This window comes from Litoribacter populi (assembly GCF_007483685.1).
Lineage (GTDB): Bacteria > Bacteroidota > Bacteroidia > Cytophagales > Cyclobacteriaceae > Litoribacter > Litoribacter populi.
On record NZ_VMKN01000001.1, the window covers coordinates 404413 to 423048 of the forward strand.

The following is an 18636-nucleotide window of genomic DNA, read 5'->3' on the forward strand; positions in this document are numbered from 1 at the left end:
TTATATATTGTTGACAGGGATTATGGAAGTAATTCAAGCAATAATTTCCAATAACCTGCGATGATACATTGTTTTAAGGGATTCTTACTATCTAACTTTTACTGTATGAATAGAATCTATACTTTATTTCGGTACTGTTGGCTCAGGCATTTTTCGGCCCCCATCAGGTTGTATTTTGGATAAGAATATAGGTTTTCAACCTGCTTTTTCATCCGATGATTCAGAAACCTTCCTTTTCAGCGAAAATTAATCCTTCACTTTAAGGGAAACCGGTCTTTTATAGGTCGACTTTTTATTGGCATTACCTTTTTGATTATGAATTCTTTCTGTAGTACCTCAAGGGCGCTGTGGATTTGCGTGTTGTTCATCTTCATGATGGCCGGCATGTCCCCCGTCAAGGCACAGGTTCAGGTGCCCTTTTCTCCCCGTACAGCTACGGCGACCCCGGAGAAAACTATTTACAGCATCAAAGGTGATTTCACCATGATCGGTAACACCAACCTCCAGACCAAGGACCCCGATGCGACAAACAACAACTCTTCAATGGTCTATGTGGACATAGACGATGATCCCAACACCTTCAATTCTTCCTCCGCCACCTTGACTTTTTCTGAGGAAAACGGAGCAGATCCAAGCTGTTCGGAAATTGTCTTTGCAGGACTCTATTGGACCGGGAGGGCTACTGCGGGACCTGAAAGTCCTATGACTTTTGAGGTGACCAAGGATGGGGTCACCAAAACTCTCAACAAAAGAGAGGTGAAGTTCAAACACGCCCAAGGCGATTATCAAACCATTACAGCCACGCCTGACAAAATCTATTTTCCTGAAAGCTCGGAAAGTCTGATGTATTCGGCCTATGCCGAGGTGACAGATTTGGTCAAAGAACATGGGCTGGGAGAATACTTCCTGGCTGATATGGCATTGGCTGAAGGTACCGATGAGCAAGTGGGATTCTACGGAGGTTGGGGCATGGTGATCGTCTATCAGAATTCCAAGATGAACTGGAGGGATGTGACCGTTTTTGACGGGCATGCCTATGTGACCGGGAGCCAGGTCTTGGAATATCAGATTCCGATTGAAGGTTTCCAAACCGCCCAAAACGGTGATGTCCACATCAAGCTGGGAGTGATGGCCGGTGAGGGCGATATGGACCTAGATGGAAATTACCTGGAAATCGAAAAAGGACTTAACTCCGGAGAATTTATCCGGCTCAGCCATGAGGGAAACAATCCAGATAACTTTTTCAATTCCTCCATCCATACAGGGGAAAATCCTCGCAATCCTTTCCTGAAGCACAATGCTGGGATGGATATTTCCATGTTCGAGATACCCAATGCAAACAATGAGGTAATTGGTAATAAGCAGACGTCTACCCTTTTCCAATATGGAACAGACCGGGATCGCTATATCATTTTCAACCTGACATTTTCTGTAGATGCCTACGTCCCTGAAGTGGTGGGCCTAAATAAAGTGAGCAGGATTAATGGAAAGGATTTAACCGAAGTGAATGCAGAGGTGGAACCTGGAGAAGAAATTGAATTTACCATAGAATTATATAATAAGGGTACTGAGCCGATAGAGGAAGCAGAGATAGTAATTCCACTGCCTTTTACGGCTTCCCATGCGGCTGTAGAAGAGCAACTGTTTTTCTCCAACCACTCTTCTTCGGGAGCCAGTTTTGGCCCGAATATGGGGCCGAATGGCTCTATTATCTGGAAGGTGGGCGACTTGCCTATGCCATCCAGCCTAGGAGAAGCAACTGATTTTGTACTGGCCACGCTTACCTACACCGTAAGAGCCACTGAGGATTGTTTTATCCTGACCAACGAAGATTGCAACCCATCCATTTCTATAGAAGGTTCGATTTCAGGGAATGGGGCTGTATCTGGAACTCCATTCACTGAAATTTCACTGATAAGAGGCTATCAGGATGGAGGCGATTGCAAAGGTGAAATCATTACCGGCCCAGTGGTGGTCTGGGTGAATACCGAAAATTTTGATGCTGCCCAGTGCAGAGATTACTCACAAAACCGAGTGTTTGAATTTTGCTTGGCAGAGGGTGAGGAAGTGCCTTTTGATGAAGTCAGCGAGACTTTCCCTGCTGGAATCAAGTTCTATAACGAAATCCCGGGGCCAAATGTGGACTTGAAGGAATTTGATGCTTCGAATCCTTTTCCTACTGTTTCAGGAACCTACTATGCAGTTCCTCCGGGGATGGAAAGTGAAGTTTGTGCATTTGCCTTTGAAATAAAGGTCAATGAAGTGGAGCCGCCCAAGGTGAAAAACAAGGTGGTCGACATCGATTACGGCACTACCAACTATATCGTGGAGGCTTCCCAGAATCATACGTTGGTGTGGTACGACTTCCGGGGTAATAAACTGGATGAAGAGCCGGTGGTACAACTCTGGTTCCCGGGCGTGCATACCGTGTATGTAAGCCAGGTAAATGAGGCGGGATGTGAAAGTGAGAAGGTGCCAGTGGTGGTGAAGGTCTTGGCTGACTTTGCCCTTTCCTTGACCAAGGTTGCTGATCGCGCAATTTTCAGCGAGGTGGGTGAGGAGATTAATTATGTGATTGAGATTGAAAATGAGGGGGACTTTGCGGCCAATAATGTCAAGGTGGAAGATCCGCTTACAGGCCTAGAAACTATCGTTGACGAAGTTGCTCCTTTTAGCAAATATCATCTATTCACTTCTTATACCGTTACTGCTGCTGATATTGAAGCCGGAAAAATCAGAAACAGGGCTTATGCCGTCACAGTGGATGCCGGTGGGGTGGAGTTTGCCTTGGAAGCACATGCTTTGGTCGTCTATCGGGCAGGAGAAGGAACTCCACCAGGCGACAATCCGACTATCATTGCCAATGATGATGAGTTCGGTGAGTTTGATGCCAAGGTTGGCGGGGTACTGGGCAACATACTCGGAAATGACCTTCTAAATGGCCAAAAGGTAAGACCTGAACAGGTTGACTTCATCTTTACAGATTTGGATGGCATTCTAGGATTGATAATCGAAGAAGACGGTACATTGAGATTGATGCCTGGAGTTGCAGAGGCAAGGGAATATACATTGGAGTATGAGCTTTGGGAACTTGGTAACCCGCAGAACCGCGATAAGGCAGTTGTTACCTTCACCTTGCTGTCTGGCGATCCTAAAGTTGAGTTTGTCAAAAATGTGGACCAAACCGAGGTGATGGTTGGGGACATGATTACCTACACGATTACTCTGACCAATAAGGGCAGAGAAACTTTGGAAAATATCAGGATCGAGGATTTCCTTCCAGAGGAATTGATGTTCATTTCTTCCAATCTGGAAAGAGAGGATGGGGAGAAGTTAGTCTTTGTAATTGAAAAACTGGGTGCTGGAGAATCGGTGGAACTTGTCATCGAAACCATGGCTATTGCCGAAGGCGAAGTTGTCAATCGTGCACATCTTACAATTGATGATTTTGAAGCTGACGCTGAAGCGGAGAAAGTCGATATCCGTAATGCTTTGGTAGACCTGTCCATCACGAAAACCTCCTTCAACAAAGAAATACTGGAAGGCGATGCCTTTGAGTATGAAATCGAGGTGACCAACATCGGTTCTGAAACTGCCCACATGGTCATCGTGACAGATGTACTTCCTTCCAAAGTTTCCTACTTGGGCTTCAGCCATACCGCCGACTTTGATGCTCAAATCACCGTGCAGGTCAATGGGCAGGAAGTGCAGTGGCAGGTTGACAGGATTCCTGCAGGGGGAACACTTACTTTTACGCTGGAAGTGAAGGCAAACAATAAAGGGATTATCATCAATGAAGTGGAGGTAACCTCCCGGGAGGAAGATGTGGACCCTACAAACAACAAGGCTAGGGATGAAAATGAAATTGCGGAGATCTTCTTTCCGAATGTAATCACTCCTGGGGGAGATGGGAAAAACGATTTCTTCACGATCAAGGGGCTGGATAAGTTTATCCAAAACGACCTAACCATTTTCAACCGATACGGGGATCATATTTATGAGGCCACCAACTATCAAAACAACTGGAACGCGCCGGGACTGAATTCAGGGACCTATTACTATGTGATCAAATCCACCGATAGTAATGGTCAGCAGACAATTTTTAAGGGTTGGATACAAGTAATCAAAGACGGAAATGGAAAAATTTTTTAGAGTAATACTAGTTTGTGGACTGCTCGGGTGGATTATGCCCCAGCAAGTAGAGGGGCAGCAATTGCCGCAGTTTAGCCAGTACATTTTTAATGGCCTTCACATCAATCCTGGATATGCCGGATACAAGGGAGAGCCATATGTCCAAAGTACTTATAGAAGCCAGTGGATGGATTTTCCTGGTGCTCCACGCACCTTTACGGTCACAGCGGATCTTAGTGCCAATGAAGGCAGAATGGGTTTTGGGGCTTCCATCTTGTCAGATAGGCTGGGACCTTCCCAAACTTCTGGGGCCTTGTTGACATATGCATACAGGCTGCAGACCGGGTATGATTCCTTTTTGGGCTTTGGGGTAAGTGCCGGTGTGACGGAGTATGTAATTGACGGCTCGATTTTTAATCCCAATGACCATGGCGATATCCACATTCCGGAAGGACGGAATAATATGTTTGCTCCTAATATGAATGTCGGGGTCTTTTGGCACAACTCCAAGTATTATGCTGGTTTAAGCGCATTTAATTTGGTGGGTAGGCAGGCGCTGGAAAGAGAAGATTTGGCACTTGCTTATCACAATTTTCACTTTTACTTCACTGCAGGAGCACTTTTTCCAGTGTCTGACCAGGTGGAGTTCAAACCTTCCTTCCTGATTAAGGAAGAAACTGGCGGTGCACCAACCAGCTATGATCTTAATGGCATGTTCCTTTTCATGGAAAGGCTTTGGTTGGGAGCAAGTTACCGCTCTAATGTGGATCTTGGCTCGGAACAGTTGCAAGCAAACCTCAACAGGCGTAATGCGGTAGCTTTCATCGTGGAGATCTTTGCCCTTAGCAATCTCCGACTAGGCTACGCCTATGACCACAATACCAATGTGCTGAATAACTACCGGAACAACTCCCACGAGTTGTCTGTGGGTTATTATGTCACTCCGCGCAATGTTCGAATGAAGAATCCTAGATGGTTTTGATTATGAAGAAGATATTGTTGATTATCGTTTTATTGACCATGGGGATCCAGGTTTTTGCCCAAAACTCCATGCTCAGGTACGCCGACAGGCAGTTTGAAGAATTGAATTATCAAGAAGCCGCAAAGGTCTATTCTGAAGCTTACGGGAAAAAAGCCACTTACCACTCCGCGCAACGTGCTGCCCAATCATATGAGCAGATGCGGGATTATGAACTAGCTTATAAGTGGAGGCAAATTGTCACTGGCCATCAAGAGGCCACTACTGAGGACTGGAAAGCCTATGCAATTGCCGCTCAGCGTGCAGGAGAGATGGATAAGTTTTACCAGCTTAAAAAAGTGCTGGAGACCAAAAACGTAAGCCTTGTGGCTTGGGAAAATCAAAACCCAAACCGTCTGGTGGAAGCGAAGCCTTTGGATTCGCTGAATACAGGTTTTGCGGATTTTGGCTGGGCGGAAGATTACCGGGGAAATATTTATATCACCTCTGACAGGGGTGAAATCGGGAAGGGCAAGAAGCCAATTAGGATAGATGGGCGAAACAGGTTTAGTCGGGATGCATATGGCTGGACTGGAAGGGACTTTCTAACGGTGTATAAGGTTGACCAGAATTTTCAGGTTACGGAGGTGCAGTCCCCGGTGCCTGATACCTACCATTTTGCCGATCCTTTTTTCTTAAAACAGCAGCCGATAGTATTTTACACGGTGACCAGGGAGGTGAAAGGGGTGAAGAAAAGGGTATACGATATCAATCCCGAGCTTTACTTTAGTCGGATTGACAGTACGGGTGAACTGGTAGGGTATAAGGCTTTTCCCCACAATTCATTTCTCGACCATGCCATCATCACCCCATTTGTGGATGAAGAAAATCAAAGGCTCTATTTTGCCTCCGACATGAAAGGCGGGCATGGGGGACTTGACCTTTACTATGTGGATTTTGATGAGAACCTGAAATTCGGCTCCCCAGTAAACTTGGGGCCTGTGGTAAATACAGCCGAAAATGAAAGAAACCCTTTCCTAAAAGACGGGCATTTATACTTCAGCTCTGAAGGTCATGAAGGCCTAGGGGGCTTGGATATATTCAAGACTTCTGTTGAGGAAGATGGCTTTGGTGAAATCGAAAACCTTGGTCTTCCCTATAATTCCCCTCAGGATGATTATGCATATTTTTACAAGGAAAAAGGGAAAGCGTATTTCTCCTCTGACCGACTGGGCGGAAAAGGCTTGGATGATATTTATCAGGTGGAGGAAATGTACAAGCGTTTTCTGGCCAACTTGCTGGATTGCAATGGGAATGAGGTGGAGGAAGAGTTCTTTTTTGCTCTTCAGGATAAAAACCTGAATTCTGACGTGCAGACTGAACAAGACAGATACGCTATCTATACCGCTGAGCTGAATAACGAGTCGGACTATCTGGTCAAAATTCAGAGGGAGGGCTATTTTGCCAAAGTTGACAGTACGGTTTCTACTAGAGGAATTGAGGATGAAATTTTAGAAAGGTTTTATACCATGGTACGCATACCTTATCGGATGCCGGTATTTGTGGACCTCATTTATTATGATTTAGATAAATCTGAAATTAGAATCGAAGCCAAGCCTGCCCTGGATAAGCTGGCAGAAATGATGAAGGAGAATGACTTTTTGGATCTGCAGGTTAATTCACATACCGATGTGAGGGCTTCAGAAACTTATAATTTGGCACTAAGCCAAAAGAGAGCAGAGTCTGTGGTGGAATATCTGGTTAAAAAAGGCGTTTCGAAAAGCCGGATCACACCTGAATGGCACGGTAAGACTAAACCGGTCAGGGATTGTGGGAATGGTCAGCCTTGTTCGGAAACTGATCACCAGCTGAACAGAAGAAGTGAGTTGGTATTGCGAGCCTTCCCGGAAAGTGGAAAAGATTATGACTTCCCGATTGACCTAGCAGCTGCCGATTGTGATGAAAACACGCTGTTGGCTGCCATTCAGGATAGGTTGCAGGAAAATGGGTTGCTTGCCCTTCCTCGGGTTTACTTTGACTTTGATAAACATACTTTGAGGCTTCCACATAAAATGGAGCTGGAGAAACTTGCCTTATGGATGCAGCAACGCAGGGACTTCCATCTGGACTTGCAGGGGCATACCGATATCCGTGGATCGGAAGATTATAATAAGAGGCTTTCGGAAAGAAGGGCTCAGGTGGTATTTGATTACCTCAAAGGGCGTGGAGTGGATGAAAACAGGATGGCCTTCCAGTGGTTTGGCAAAACCCGCCCGGTGGTGGATTGCAGCCAGTGCACCGAAGAGCAGCATCAGGCTAATCGAAGAACAGAAGTGAGATTTTCCGCAAATCCAGAACTAGCTCAAGAGGAAGAACTAGCAAAAGAAAAAGTGACAGCTTCATCCAATTATGAAGATTGATTATTGCCCCCTATTCGGTCTTCTGTCTACGGTCTCCCGTCTTTTTTTGCAACAAAAGTGCGAAGGCGCAAAGTTTAAATTCTGTGCGCCTTCGGGCCTTCGTGGCTATTCATTTTTTTACTCCACGCTCGTAAGCAATGGCTGCTCTTCGCCTACATATGGGATACTGGCCAGTTGGTCCAATTTTTCCATTAGAAGCCTTTCGTAAGCCATGCGGTTGTCTTTGGCGATAGGTGCGGACGGTGGAATTTTTTCCCTCAACCAATCTTCCTGCTTGCCGTTTTTCCAAAATCTAAAGCAAAGATGAGGACCTGTTGCCAAGCCTGTGCTGCCTACATAGCCGATCACTTGCCCCTGCTTCACGCGGGTTCCAGCTGCAACGGCACGCTTTGACATGTGGAGATATTGGGTGGTGTAAGTACCATTATGTTTTACTTTGACATAATTGCCATTGGCGCTGGTAAACTTTGACTCAACCACTGTGCCGTCACCAACCGACCGAATTTCGGTGCCCGTAGGAGCTGCATAGTCTGTTCCCAGGTGCGGCTTGTATCTTTTTTGTACAGGGTGGAATCTCTTCAGGTTATATCTGGAGCTGATCCGAGTATATTTCAAAGGGTCTCTCAGGAATGCCTTTTTCAAGCTGTTTCCTTCTTGGTCAAAATAGGCAATCTCGCCGTTTTGCTCAAAAGGAATCGCATGATAAGGAGTGCCCAAGTGCTCAAAATAAGCTACTTCGATGTCTTCTACGCCTACTACATGGTCATCGACCACTTTCTCGTTGTACACCACTTTGAACTTATCTCCCTTGTGTACTCGCTGGAAATCAACCGTCCAACCGTACAAATCCGCAAACTGGTCAATCAGATCAGGAGTGACTCCCTGCTCTACCATGTTGACATATAAGGATCTTGTGATGGTACCGGCAACTTCCCTTCTGCGAAGTTCCATGGGTTTGGCCTCCTTGTAGATGTCAACGGTATCTAACCTGAAAACTACAAATTCAGCAGGGTTAGGCTCGTAAATGAAGAATTGTGCCTGGGAAGAATCCTTTGGAGTAAGGATTGTGTATTTTTTGTTGAAAGCTAACTTTCTGACGTCAAAAATGTCTTTGGATTTTTTGGCGACCTCATCTATGATTTGATAAGGTACATTAAAAGGTGAAAGGATGGTGGAGAGGGTTTGGTTTTTCCCGATCAAGCCTTCGGTGATCTCGAGGTCATTGATGGTGATTCCATAGAGGATTTCCTCTATTTCTTCGATTACTTCATCTTCTAAATCCACCTCGTTTTCAAGGTGTTGATTGGCTAGGAGCTCTTTTTCCTGCTTATTGTATTTCAAATAGCTATACCCCGCCGCTACCAGTAGGACAAGTCCCACAGTCATCCAAATTTTCTTCATGGCTACTTAATTAGAGCGTATCGTTTTGTACAAAATAAGTTCATAAAATGCTGAAAAACTAAGTGATGGTCTTTATTTTTTTATATTTTTCTTCCTAAAGCTCAACTTAAATTGATAACGTAGAGAGCCGAAAACAGGTATTTTTTCATTGAAAAGTCAAAAAGGTTATTTTAAATATACTAAAAAGGACTTGGTTTAAATTTGTTTCATCTCAAAAAATATTCCAACCAGTAAATAATCATCTCCCAAAAAACTGCAATCTGCTGGCAGAACCTTTATCTTTGCACCTTTGTGACTAAAATTATTGATAGTTATGCTAAGAACTCATACCTGTGGAGAACTCCGCGCGGAAGATATAAATACAGAAGTGACGTTGGCCGGATGGGTGCAGCGTGTCAGAAACAAAGGCGGCCTGATCTGGGTAGACCTTCGTGACCGATATGGGGTGACGCAATTGATACTGGAAGAAGGCAGTTCCGATGAGGCATTGCTTAAAAAAGCCGCTTCACTTGGACGTGAATTTGTGATTCAGGTCCAAGGCAAGGTGATCGAAAGGACTTCCAAAAACGATAAGATACCCACTGGAGATATTGAGATAAAGGCGGCTTCCTTAGAGGTGCTGAACAAGGCCAAGGTACCCCCTTTCATCATTGAAGATGAAACCGATGGGGGAGAGGAATTGCGGATGAAGTACAGATATCTGGATCTTCGCCGAAATGTGGTTCGCAATAAGCTTCAGCTTCGTCACCGCATGATGCAGGAAACCCGTAAATTCATGGACGGACAGGATTTTATCGAGGTGGAAACCCCGGTGTTGATAAAGTCTACACCAGAGGGCGCAAGGGACTTTGTGGTGCCTAGCAGGGTGAATCCAGGTGAGTTTTATGCTCTTCCGCAATCTCCGCAGACTTTTAAGCAGCTTTTGATGGTCAGCGGATTTGACCGTTATTTCCAGATTGTAAAATGCTTTAGGGATGAAGACCTTCGCGCTGACAGGCAGCCGGAATTTACACAAATAGACTGTGAGATGTCATTTGTGGAGCAGGAGGATGTTCTTCATACTTTTGAAGGGTTGGTGCGTCATCTTTTTACCCATGTGAAAGGTGTTGAACTTGGTGAAGTAGAACGCATGACTTTTGCCGATGCCATGAAATATTATGGAAATGACAAGCCTGACCTTAGGTTTGACATGAAATTCGTCGAGTTGAACGATGTGGCTCAAAATAAAGGCTTTGGAGTATTTGACTCTGCAGAGCTAGTTTTGGGAATCTGTGCAAAAGGAGCTGCTGAATACACCAGAAAGCAGTTGGACGAATTGACCAACTGGGTGAAGCGCCCGCAGATTGGAGCCAAGGGGCTGATTTATGTGAAATGCAATACTGACGGAAGCTACAAGTCTTCTGTTGATAAGTTTTTCAACCAGGAGGATTTGAAGGCTTGGGCAGATAAGTGTGGTGCCGAAGTCGGGGACTTGATTTTGGTTTTGTCAGGCGATAAAAATACCGCAAGAAAGCAAATGTCTGAGCTTAGGCTTAAAATGGGCGAGGATTTAGGTCTTCGCGACAGGGAGGTGTTCAGACCGCTATGGGTGATGGATTTTCCATTGCTGGAGTGGGATGAAGAAACCTCGAGATTCCACGCCATGCACCATCCATTTACCTCACCCAAGCAGGAGGATATTCCATTGCTTGAAACTGACCCAGGAGCCGTTCGCGCCAATGCCTATGATTTGGTGATTAACGGAGTGGAGATAGGTGGAGGTTCGATCAGGATCCACGACCGCGCTACCCAGCAATTGATGTTCAAACATCTTGGATTCACAGATGAGGAAGCACAGAAGCAGTTTGGTTTTCTTATGGAAGCCTTCGAATACGGTGCTCCCCCACATGGTGGCATTGCTTTCGGTTTTGACAGGTTGTGCGCCATCTTCGGAGGATCCGATTCCATCAGGGATTACATTGCCTTCCCTAAAAACAACTCAGGTAGAGATGTGATGATTGACAGCCCGAGCACCATCGCTGAGGATCAGCTGAAGGAGCTGCACATCAAGTTGGATAGTAAGGAAGTATAAATATAACCGCAGACCTAGATAAAAAACCCATGTAACAATTTAAGTTGCGTGGGTTTTTAATTAATTAGTCTTTTCGCCCGACCGAAGGGAAGGGAGAAATCTTGAAAGGAATTAAGATTTTTGATTCTGCCTTTATATGTCCTATTAAATCTTCAGATTATTTCATCGAAGTAATTCAAAATGACACATTTCAGGCGTTATTTTTAATACCGCTCCATGTACAAGTAACTTCTATGCTCATATTTTTTGCTGATTGACCCGGCCCAGTTTTACGATTTACTAACTTACTTACAGTTCTTTTTTTAATAATTGGTAATGTTGTTTTCATGATTTAAATTTTAAAGATTTAATTGAATTAACTTAATTTACCCAAATTACGAAATTAATTTAGAGGGAGTATCATTTTTTTAGACATATCATCTCAGCCACTCATTGATCTCGGATTTGATAGCCTCCTTGTAGGTCCCTCCAATGATTATTTCTTCACCCACCGTAGTTTCTAGAATATTACCATTAATTGACTTAATGGCCGATTTTCTAATTATACAGGAACGGCTTACCCTCATGAATTCCTCAGCTGGTAATATTTCCTTCATGCGTTTCATAGTCTGATAGGTGATAATTTTTCTTTTTTTAAGGTATAGTTGTATGTAATCTTTCATGCTCTTGGCCATCAATACATCCTCCATGGGGACATGGACCAGTTTACCGTTTTCCTTTACCCAAAAATATTGAGATGCCTTAGGTTCATAGGGCGTTAACTGCTTCTTTATCTTATTAACTGCTTTTAAAAACCGGTCAAAACGAATGGGTTTCAGCAGATAATCAGAAATTTCAAGCTCGTAACCCTCCAAGGCATGTTCTGAATAGGCCGTAGTAATGATTATTGCAGGTTTATGCCCTTGCAATATTTTTATCAGCTCAATTCCTGTCATTTCAGGCATTTGGATATCCATGAAGACCAGGTCAGGCTTTAGCTCCTCAATATCTTTCAGGCCATCTATGGCATCATTAGATTTTTTAAGTAGGTGGAGAAAGGGAACTTTTTTGATGTATTCCTCAATGACCTCCTGTGCATATGGCTCATCGTCTATGATCAGGCTTTTAATTAAGTTCATATTAAGTCAATTTTTAAGTGCACGGAATATACTTCTTCCTTATTTTCTATGTTCAAATAGTGCTTTTCTGGATACAGAAGTTCCAAACGGCGGGTTATATTTACTAAGCCTTTGCCACCGATACTGCTAGGCTCGGCTTTACTAAGATTAGGCTTGCTGTTTAAAATCTTAAATTCCAAAAATTTAGGTTCCTGAACAAGTTTTATTGTAACCCAGGAGCTTCCGCGGGTTTTGTTGACCCCATGTTTAAAGGCATTCTCAATGAAATTGATAAAAAGTAATGGCGCAATTTTAACCTTATCATTTTCGAAGGAGCTGAAGTCATATTCAATTTTCACATTATCATGGTGCCTGATTTTCTCAAGCTCGATAAAATCTTGAAGAAAGGAGAGTTCAGCTTTTAATGGGATTTTTGCCTCCATACTTTCATAAAGGGTGAATTTTAATAAATCCGATAATTTAAATATCACATCATTGGCTTTACCATTGTCCTCCGTTAGGAGGTGCAAACTGTTCAGGGTATTTAAAAGGAATTTTGGGTGGAGCTGTGATTTTAGTAGATTCAATTTCTGCTCGGCATTAGTCAATTCTAAATCGGTAACTTTCTTTATGGACTCGATATACTTAAAAACCATTGATGCTGCGAGAAATAAAAACAAGAATAAATATAATTGGCTCATTAGCAGAGCCGGGCCTCGTGGGGATAACAAGTCATTATAGGAAGTGATGTAAAGGCCTTCGTAAAAAAATTTTAACTTTTCATGATGAGGGTATCTAAGATGCATATATTTAAGGGGAAATGTAAGAGTGTAAAGGGATAAAAAATAAAGCAATACCAAACTTAAAATCAGCACTATCCATTTAAAGGGATTGCTAATTCTAAAGATAATTTTTGAAATAATGAAGTAGTTAATCCAAACTGTAAAAAATGATACAACAGTATACAAAAAAGTAACATCATCAAAAAATGGTCTTTCTAGCCAATATGAATCAAACGACCACATCAATATGAAAAGACAAATTAAGAGTATTAAAAGCAAATAATTTCTGTTTTTATGAATGAAACTTACCATATCAGTTTGTAATTTATTCAATCCAGTTGAAGTGTTAAGTTGACTTGGGAATAACACTTGAAATCCTTTATTTCCAGTGTATATTTATCCGGATATAGGATATCTAGTCTTTTTTGAATATTAGTCCAGCTATTTTTTTGAAACGAAAAGGTGTTTGGATTAAAGTTGGTGTAGATGGTGATACTACAGAATATGGTTTGGTTAGTCTGGCTTGAATTAATCTCTATACAAGATTTTTTTTTTGATGTAATAGGTTCATGATTAAGTACATTTTCCATTATGCTAAGTAAGATCATAGGTGCGATGTATTTTTCTTTGGTTTCAATTTCCTTAAAATTATAAGAGATATCCAAATTACTGCCCAAATTGATTTTTTCCAGTTCAATATACTTCTGTAATAACTTAATTTCCTTTTTAAGCGGGATCAAATCCTTATTGGTTTCATATAAAGTAAACCTAATTAGCTCTGAAAGCTTTAATACGACTTCTCCGGCTTTCTCGTTGTCCATCACCAGTCGGTATAGATTATTAAGGGTATTAAATAAAAAATGAGGATGTATTTGAGATTTAAGGAGTTCAAGTTCTTGGTTAGCATTAATTATTCGTAATTCCGAGATCTTGTTCAGGTATTGGACATACTCAATTGCCATAAACGTCAAGAAAAATAAGATCAAATGAATATATAATCGATTCATCAAAAAACCCAATGGGAAAGAACGAAAAAGGTGGTTAAATGAATGAATATAGTAAGTGTCATAATAATACAATATTAATCCATTATCTGGATAAATAAGGATCATAAGTTTGAATGGAAGACTTAATAAATAGGCAGATAAAAAAGAAAGCAAAACAAATGCAATAATGCCAACCACCCATTTGATAGGGTTTTGTGTTGATGTAATAATTTTAGATAAAATATAGTAAACGACAAAAACAACAAGAAAATTGTATAAGGAATAAGTGAAAAAGGTAAGATTGTAAAATCCATATCTAAATAAGACTAAATTCATTACCCACACTATCATAAAAATGCCAGCATACAGGAAATTCCGTAAGGTTTTCTCATTCAAATAAGAACTTTCTTTTATCATTTTCTATTGTTCATTGTTTCCGATTTATAATATTTCCAAATCAGTTCATATATCAGATATTCTTGAATACGTTGTTCAGAAGCAAAGAATCTATTTTGGCTCATATGAATGAGATCAGGTAGCAAATCACGTAAACCTAACCTGCTGACCTCTTTTTCCATCATAAGTTGATTTATTGCGTATGTTCGATTAGAAAATTCGGTCACAATAGTAGGCTCTAAGATTTTATGTATTTCTTCTTCCAAACTTCTATAAAGGGTATTAATGTTTTTTCTATCTATTGACTCATTAAATTCAAATAAAAATTTTTTTTTTATTTGTTCTGTAAATAATAATTTTTCGGTGAGATCTAAGTTAATTAAATTAAACCAAGAATCAACGTTAGCAAAAGCATATAATAAACGATCTTTCTCATTATCCGTAAACTGGATTTCAGATTCCAGGTTTAAATAACAAATACTATCAAGGTAAAAAATTTGCTCAACTAAAATAATCATTTTAGAGCCATACCGGTTTAACTCTCTATTGTAAGTACTTAAATCTATTTTCCAAATTTGGCCCGCTTCCTTTAGCAAATCAGCATTTTCTATAACCTGAGAGAATACTTTATCAAAACCATTCTGAACTTTAGTATTTACAAAATACCTGATTCGAAGGTGGTAATGGGGGTCGAGGTATCTAACAAAGAAAAAATTGTCCACTAATCCTTCTTTAATCAGTTTATTGCCTAATTGATTTAATAACACATCCAGGACTTTGTCAGAGGAAAATGCGCCACAGTAAATTTTAAATGAAATAACTTCAGAGCCTGGGAGGAAGGTTCTTTTAGGGGTATTTACCTCAAAACAAGTGGAATAATTACAGAGATCTGGCTGAATATTTTTATTTACGAATGAAATTATAATTTGGTTTGTATATTGAGGATATTCCTCTAATGTATCTTTAAAATGAAGCCATTCTATTAGTTTAATCTCTTGTTTTTTTCTAAAATATTCCCAAAGAATGTTTTTACTGTTCGGATTTTTTAAATCAATTGGTAACTCATTGTCTCCGTCTTTTATGGCTACCCACCGTGGAAGCTTCCATTTTGATGAAAAAACAATTAAATTAAATTTATCAAAACCATTTTCAACAACTTTTGCATAGACATTTATAGGAAATGTCCAAGAAGCTGGTCTTAATATAATTTTTTTGTAAAAAATTCTAGGACTGTAGTTACCTTTGTTATTTAGTAAAATAGAGTCAAGGTTGAATCCGTTTAATTTTTGATGCTGAATACTGCCTAAAAATTGATAAAGAGGTAAATTTACTCGCGAGAAATTATGTGCAGATGAAATTCGGGGAATAATCCTTTTACCCAGTTTTTTAGACAGCAAAATAATTTCCCCCTTATTGACCGTAACATACATATCGCTTGGTTCTATGGCAATCTTATTTTTTACGGGGATTTCACTATTAATTGGGATGTAATAATCCGTATAGACTTTGCGTTTGACCACGTTTCCATCTTTTCCTAGTGGATTAATAAGTACCTCTGCCAATACACAACCTTTATATGTGTTTTTTTCCTTTTTAAAAATGGTTTCACAGAAAGCATCAATATCCTCATTCTCAATACCAAATCTCCCTAAAAGGTTGACCGCAGAGGTTCCTCCCACATTATAAAGTAAAATATGTCCATCAGGTAACTTTGAACACATTCCAGAGTATGTGGGCGCCATGTTATGAATGGTACTTCTTTTCCCTGATACGTCCAATTGGCCGAGGTTAATACCGCTTGATTTATCGATTGTTAAATAAAGATCATCTAAATCGAAAATATCTTCCTGGATTTTGATTTTTTGATAAGGTTTATTTGGTTTTTTTACCTCTATTTCTGAAAGTAGAAAACTTTCAGCATTAGCTCCAAAATTTTTAATAACTGGAAATCCTATCCCAGTGTCGGGATCCAGTACATTCAATAATGGAACTGTATCATTATCATATCTTTCAAAAAACGCGGTTTTAAAGTTTGAAAGATCCCTGTTTTCTAATTTTTCAGGTATTATTAATTTGCTCAAGAAGTCTATTACCTCTTTAATTTGACTTACATCCTTTACATTGAGTCCTGGATTATTAACTTTCCTATTTAAATCAACCTGGAATAGTTCCCTAATATCATTTATACCCATTTCAAGTTCGAAGTCCTCTTTGAGGTGCTTGATATCTAAATAGGGGACCTCTCCTAATGGGTTATTAATTAATTTTTCAATAATTTCCCTGTATCTAATCAAAAGGACGATTAACTGCTTTTCCTCAGTATCTACTGATTTGAGTAGGGAAATGGACTTGTCCAAAATTTCCTTGGATAGTATATTGTATTGCAGTTCATTTATTAAGAGGTTTTCATCTGTTAAATTGTTTAGAAAGGATGTCTTTTCTTCCATAGAAGGCTCAGCCCCCAGGAGGGAGACCAACTCCCCCCAAGTGGATCCGGATATAGAAGCTGAGAGGATTTTATCAAGAATTAAGTAGGATTGTACGGAAGACAGCCTGAAGGAATCAATCTTGTCTTTTCCATAAACTTCATAAAACCTAAAGTCATCACCAACCTTGAAGAGTGTAGGGTTTTTATAATAGATCATTTTAGACTTTAACTCACTTATATTTGAAATTATTGAAATGAGTCGACTTATAAAAGCCATGTCAGGTGTAACTATTCTCTTTTCCCGTAAGTCTAATTTTGTGTTTAAATCCCCAATATCTTCTAAATTAAATCCAGCGTTTATACCAAAGGGCGTCCCTCTAGATGATACTCTAATGAAATATTTATAAATTGAAGCTATTACTTTGCTTCGATCTTTAGGTTTTAATGTGTTTGATTTTAACTTTTGAAAGGCTGAATGTAGTGAAGGTGAAGACCAAAAAATGGCCTCTTCAAACATGGGATCGTTCAATACTATTGATTGCCAATCGGCTTTGAGAAGATGGGTATATGGGTATAATGGTTGCCTAACCAGAACTTTTGTAAAAGAATCAATACTGCTCAAGGGATCAACTGCTCATTTTCAACAATTATAACTAATTGATTTGTACAAATCAAGTTTTTAATTAAGCACTTTTGCAAGTTTGGCTTTATCCTTGACCAAATTTATTGAAGCGACAATTTGGTCCTTATTCCCTTCACAAACAGCAGTTGGGCTTAGAAATAGGCCCCCTATCACTAAGGTTCTCCATCCGCTATGTCCATTTCCTGTACTATCCCGAAGCCTCTCCCGGTTTGCTCAATTCTCGGGAAATTCTGAGGTTATATATTTCATTTGCCTAAGTAAAGTCATTTAATAACGTTTATAGATTGATTCCGCCGGAGGGTGTTAATTTTTAGGACCGGCCTTGCAATGACGAAAACCCGTCACTGCGAGGGAATGAAGCAGCCTGCAACGTAAATTAATCCCGTTACAGATTGCTTCACCCGACTAAAACATTGTTTCAAATATGGTGGTCGGGTTCGCAATGACGTCCCACAACTACTTTCTATTCAACCCTGAACTCTTATACTCTCCCCGCGCCAGCGGACTTAAACCTTTAAACCTCACTCTGTAGGATGCGATACGATATGGCTTCGTATTCCCATTACAATGAGCAGCTGGGCCAAGATATAAGTCCCCATCACCAAGGTATCCCCATCCGCCATCGGATAACCAAACATGTTCAACGCCAAAATCCCATCCGAGACCATGAACAGTATGGCTCCCACAAACACCTGCCAAAAACTTGATGCATTTGTTCTTTTGAATCTTTCCCTTGCCAGTGTGGCCATCATCAGGATTACAATTAGGTAGGTTACTACCGGTATTTTAAGCTCATTGAGGTTAGGCTGGATTAGGAAATATACAATTGCCCCCGGGATGTAAATGGGGAGGTTGTAGAAAAAAAGCTTGACGAAGTTGACGGTATAGAAACTGAACTGATAATGCTGGGTCAGTTTGAAGGCTACTATATAACAGAGGTGTGCCATCAGAAATGCCCCTAACCCATATAGGAACAGGTTGGGGAATAGAAGCAAGCTGTCACCTGCCAGAGAAAACAGCAATGCTGCCCCCATGCTTTTGCGAAGCAAACTCCCTTTTATCAGCGTGGTATTGGTGATGAAATAGATATAAAGTGACAGCAATAGCAAAGGCTTACTTATGAATCTGTATGTACTTTCGTTATTGGCTACAAATGCCAGATCAGCTATTCCCGCTATCAGATACACATACAGCCATACAATTCCTTTCCTTGCCATTCACTTTTTTGTTTTGAGCCAATAAAGATAGGAAATTCTTTTAAACGCCCTTGTGCCGCTTTATATGGACGGTTTTGTTTTAATTCCCTGTAAATCAAAAACTTTT

The 18636-nt window shown here is 40.7% G+C and carries 11 protein-coding genes; 4 read left to right on the forward strand and 7 right to left on the reverse strand.

Features of this window, described 5'->3' with window-relative positions:
* The first annotated feature begins 315 nt into the window (after window positions 1-315).
* From FPL27_RS01725 to FPL27_RS01735, 3 genes are read left to right on the forward strand one after another with little or no spacing between them, the layout of a single operon-like run.
* Window positions 316-4152: a DUF7507 domain-containing protein gene (locus FPL27_RS01725; RefSeq protein WP_143959442.1), complete on the forward strand. Its 3837-nt coding sequence runs from the start codon at window positions 316-318 to the stop codon at window positions 4150-4152.
* Window positions 4136-5113 carry a PorP/SprF family type IX secretion system membrane protein gene (locus tag FPL27_RS01730; RefSeq protein WP_143959443.1) on the forward strand — a complete coding sequence of 326 codons (978 nt, stop codon included), beginning with the start codon at window positions 4136-4138 and terminating at the stop codon, window positions 5111-5113. The genes FPL27_RS01725 and FPL27_RS01730 overlap by 17 nt, the downstream gene beginning before the upstream one ends.
* A gap of 2 nt (window positions 5114-5115) precedes the next feature.
* Window positions 5116-7509 carry an OmpA family protein gene (locus FPL27_RS01735; protein ID WP_185974263.1) on the forward strand — a complete coding sequence of 798 codons (2394 nt, stop codon included), beginning with the start codon at window positions 5116-5118 and terminating at the stop codon, window positions 7507-7509.
* Window positions 7510-7626: 117 nt separating this feature from the next.
* Here FPL27_RS01735 and FPL27_RS01740 read toward each other — a convergent pair whose 3' ends face one another.
* Window positions 7627-8910 carry a M23 family metallopeptidase gene (locus tag FPL27_RS01740; RefSeq protein ID WP_143959445.1) on the reverse strand — a complete coding sequence of 428 codons (1284 nt, stop codon included), beginning with the start codon at window positions 8908-8910 and terminating at the stop codon, window positions 7627-7629.
* A gap of 313 nt (window positions 8911-9223) precedes the next feature.
* On the opposite strand from FPL27_RS01740, the gene aspS reads away from it, so the two are divergent.
* Window positions 9224-10981 carry an aspartate--tRNA ligase gene (gene aspS / locus FPL27_RS01745; protein WP_143959446.1) on the forward strand — a complete coding sequence of 586 codons (1758 nt, stop codon included), beginning with the start codon at window positions 9224-9226 and terminating at the stop codon, window positions 10979-10981.
* A gap of 190 nt (window positions 10982-11171) precedes the next feature.
* Here the strand turns inward: aspS and FPL27_RS19720 are convergent, their stop codons facing one another.
* From FPL27_RS19720 to FPL27_RS01770, 6 genes are all read right to left on the reverse strand, one after another.
* Window positions 11172-11309 (reverse strand): hypothetical protein, encoded by a 138-nt coding sequence (locus tag FPL27_RS19720; RefSeq protein ID WP_185974264.1) that lies wholly within the window; start codon window positions 11307-11309, stop codon window positions 11172-11174.
* Window positions 11310-11397: 88 nt separating this feature from the next.
* The gene (locus tag FPL27_RS01750; RefSeq protein WP_143959447.1) at window positions 11398-12099 is read right to left on the reverse strand and encodes a LytR/AlgR family response regulator transcription factor; all 702 of its coding nucleotides are present in this window, start codon (window positions 12097-12099) and stop codon (window positions 11398-11400) included.
* Window positions 12096-12734, reverse strand: a complete 639-nt coding sequence (locus FPL27_RS19725; RefSeq protein ID WP_185974265.1) for a sensor histidine kinase — start codon at window positions 12732-12734, stop codon at window positions 12096-12098. Before FPL27_RS19725 ends, FPL27_RS01750 begins: the two co-directional genes overlap by 4 nt.
* Window positions 12735-13189: 455 nt before the next feature.
* Complete coding sequence (locus FPL27_RS20190; protein WP_143959449.1) at window positions 13190-14263, reverse strand: sensor histidine kinase; 1074 nt, start codon at window positions 14261-14263, stop codon at window positions 13190-13192.
* Window positions 14260-17292 (reverse strand): lantibiotic dehydratase, encoded by a 3033-nt coding sequence (locus FPL27_RS01765; protein ID WP_143959450.1) that lies wholly within the window; start codon window positions 17290-17292, stop codon window positions 14260-14262. The genes FPL27_RS20190 and FPL27_RS01765 overlap by 4 nt, the downstream gene beginning before the upstream one ends.
* A gap of 542 nt (window positions 17293-17834) precedes the next feature.
* The gene (locus tag FPL27_RS01770; RefSeq protein WP_143959451.1) at window positions 17835-18530 is read right to left on the reverse strand and encodes a lysoplasmalogenase; all 696 of its coding nucleotides are present in this window, start codon (window positions 18528-18530) and stop codon (window positions 17835-17837) included.
* Window positions 18531-18636 lie beyond the last annotated feature (106 nt).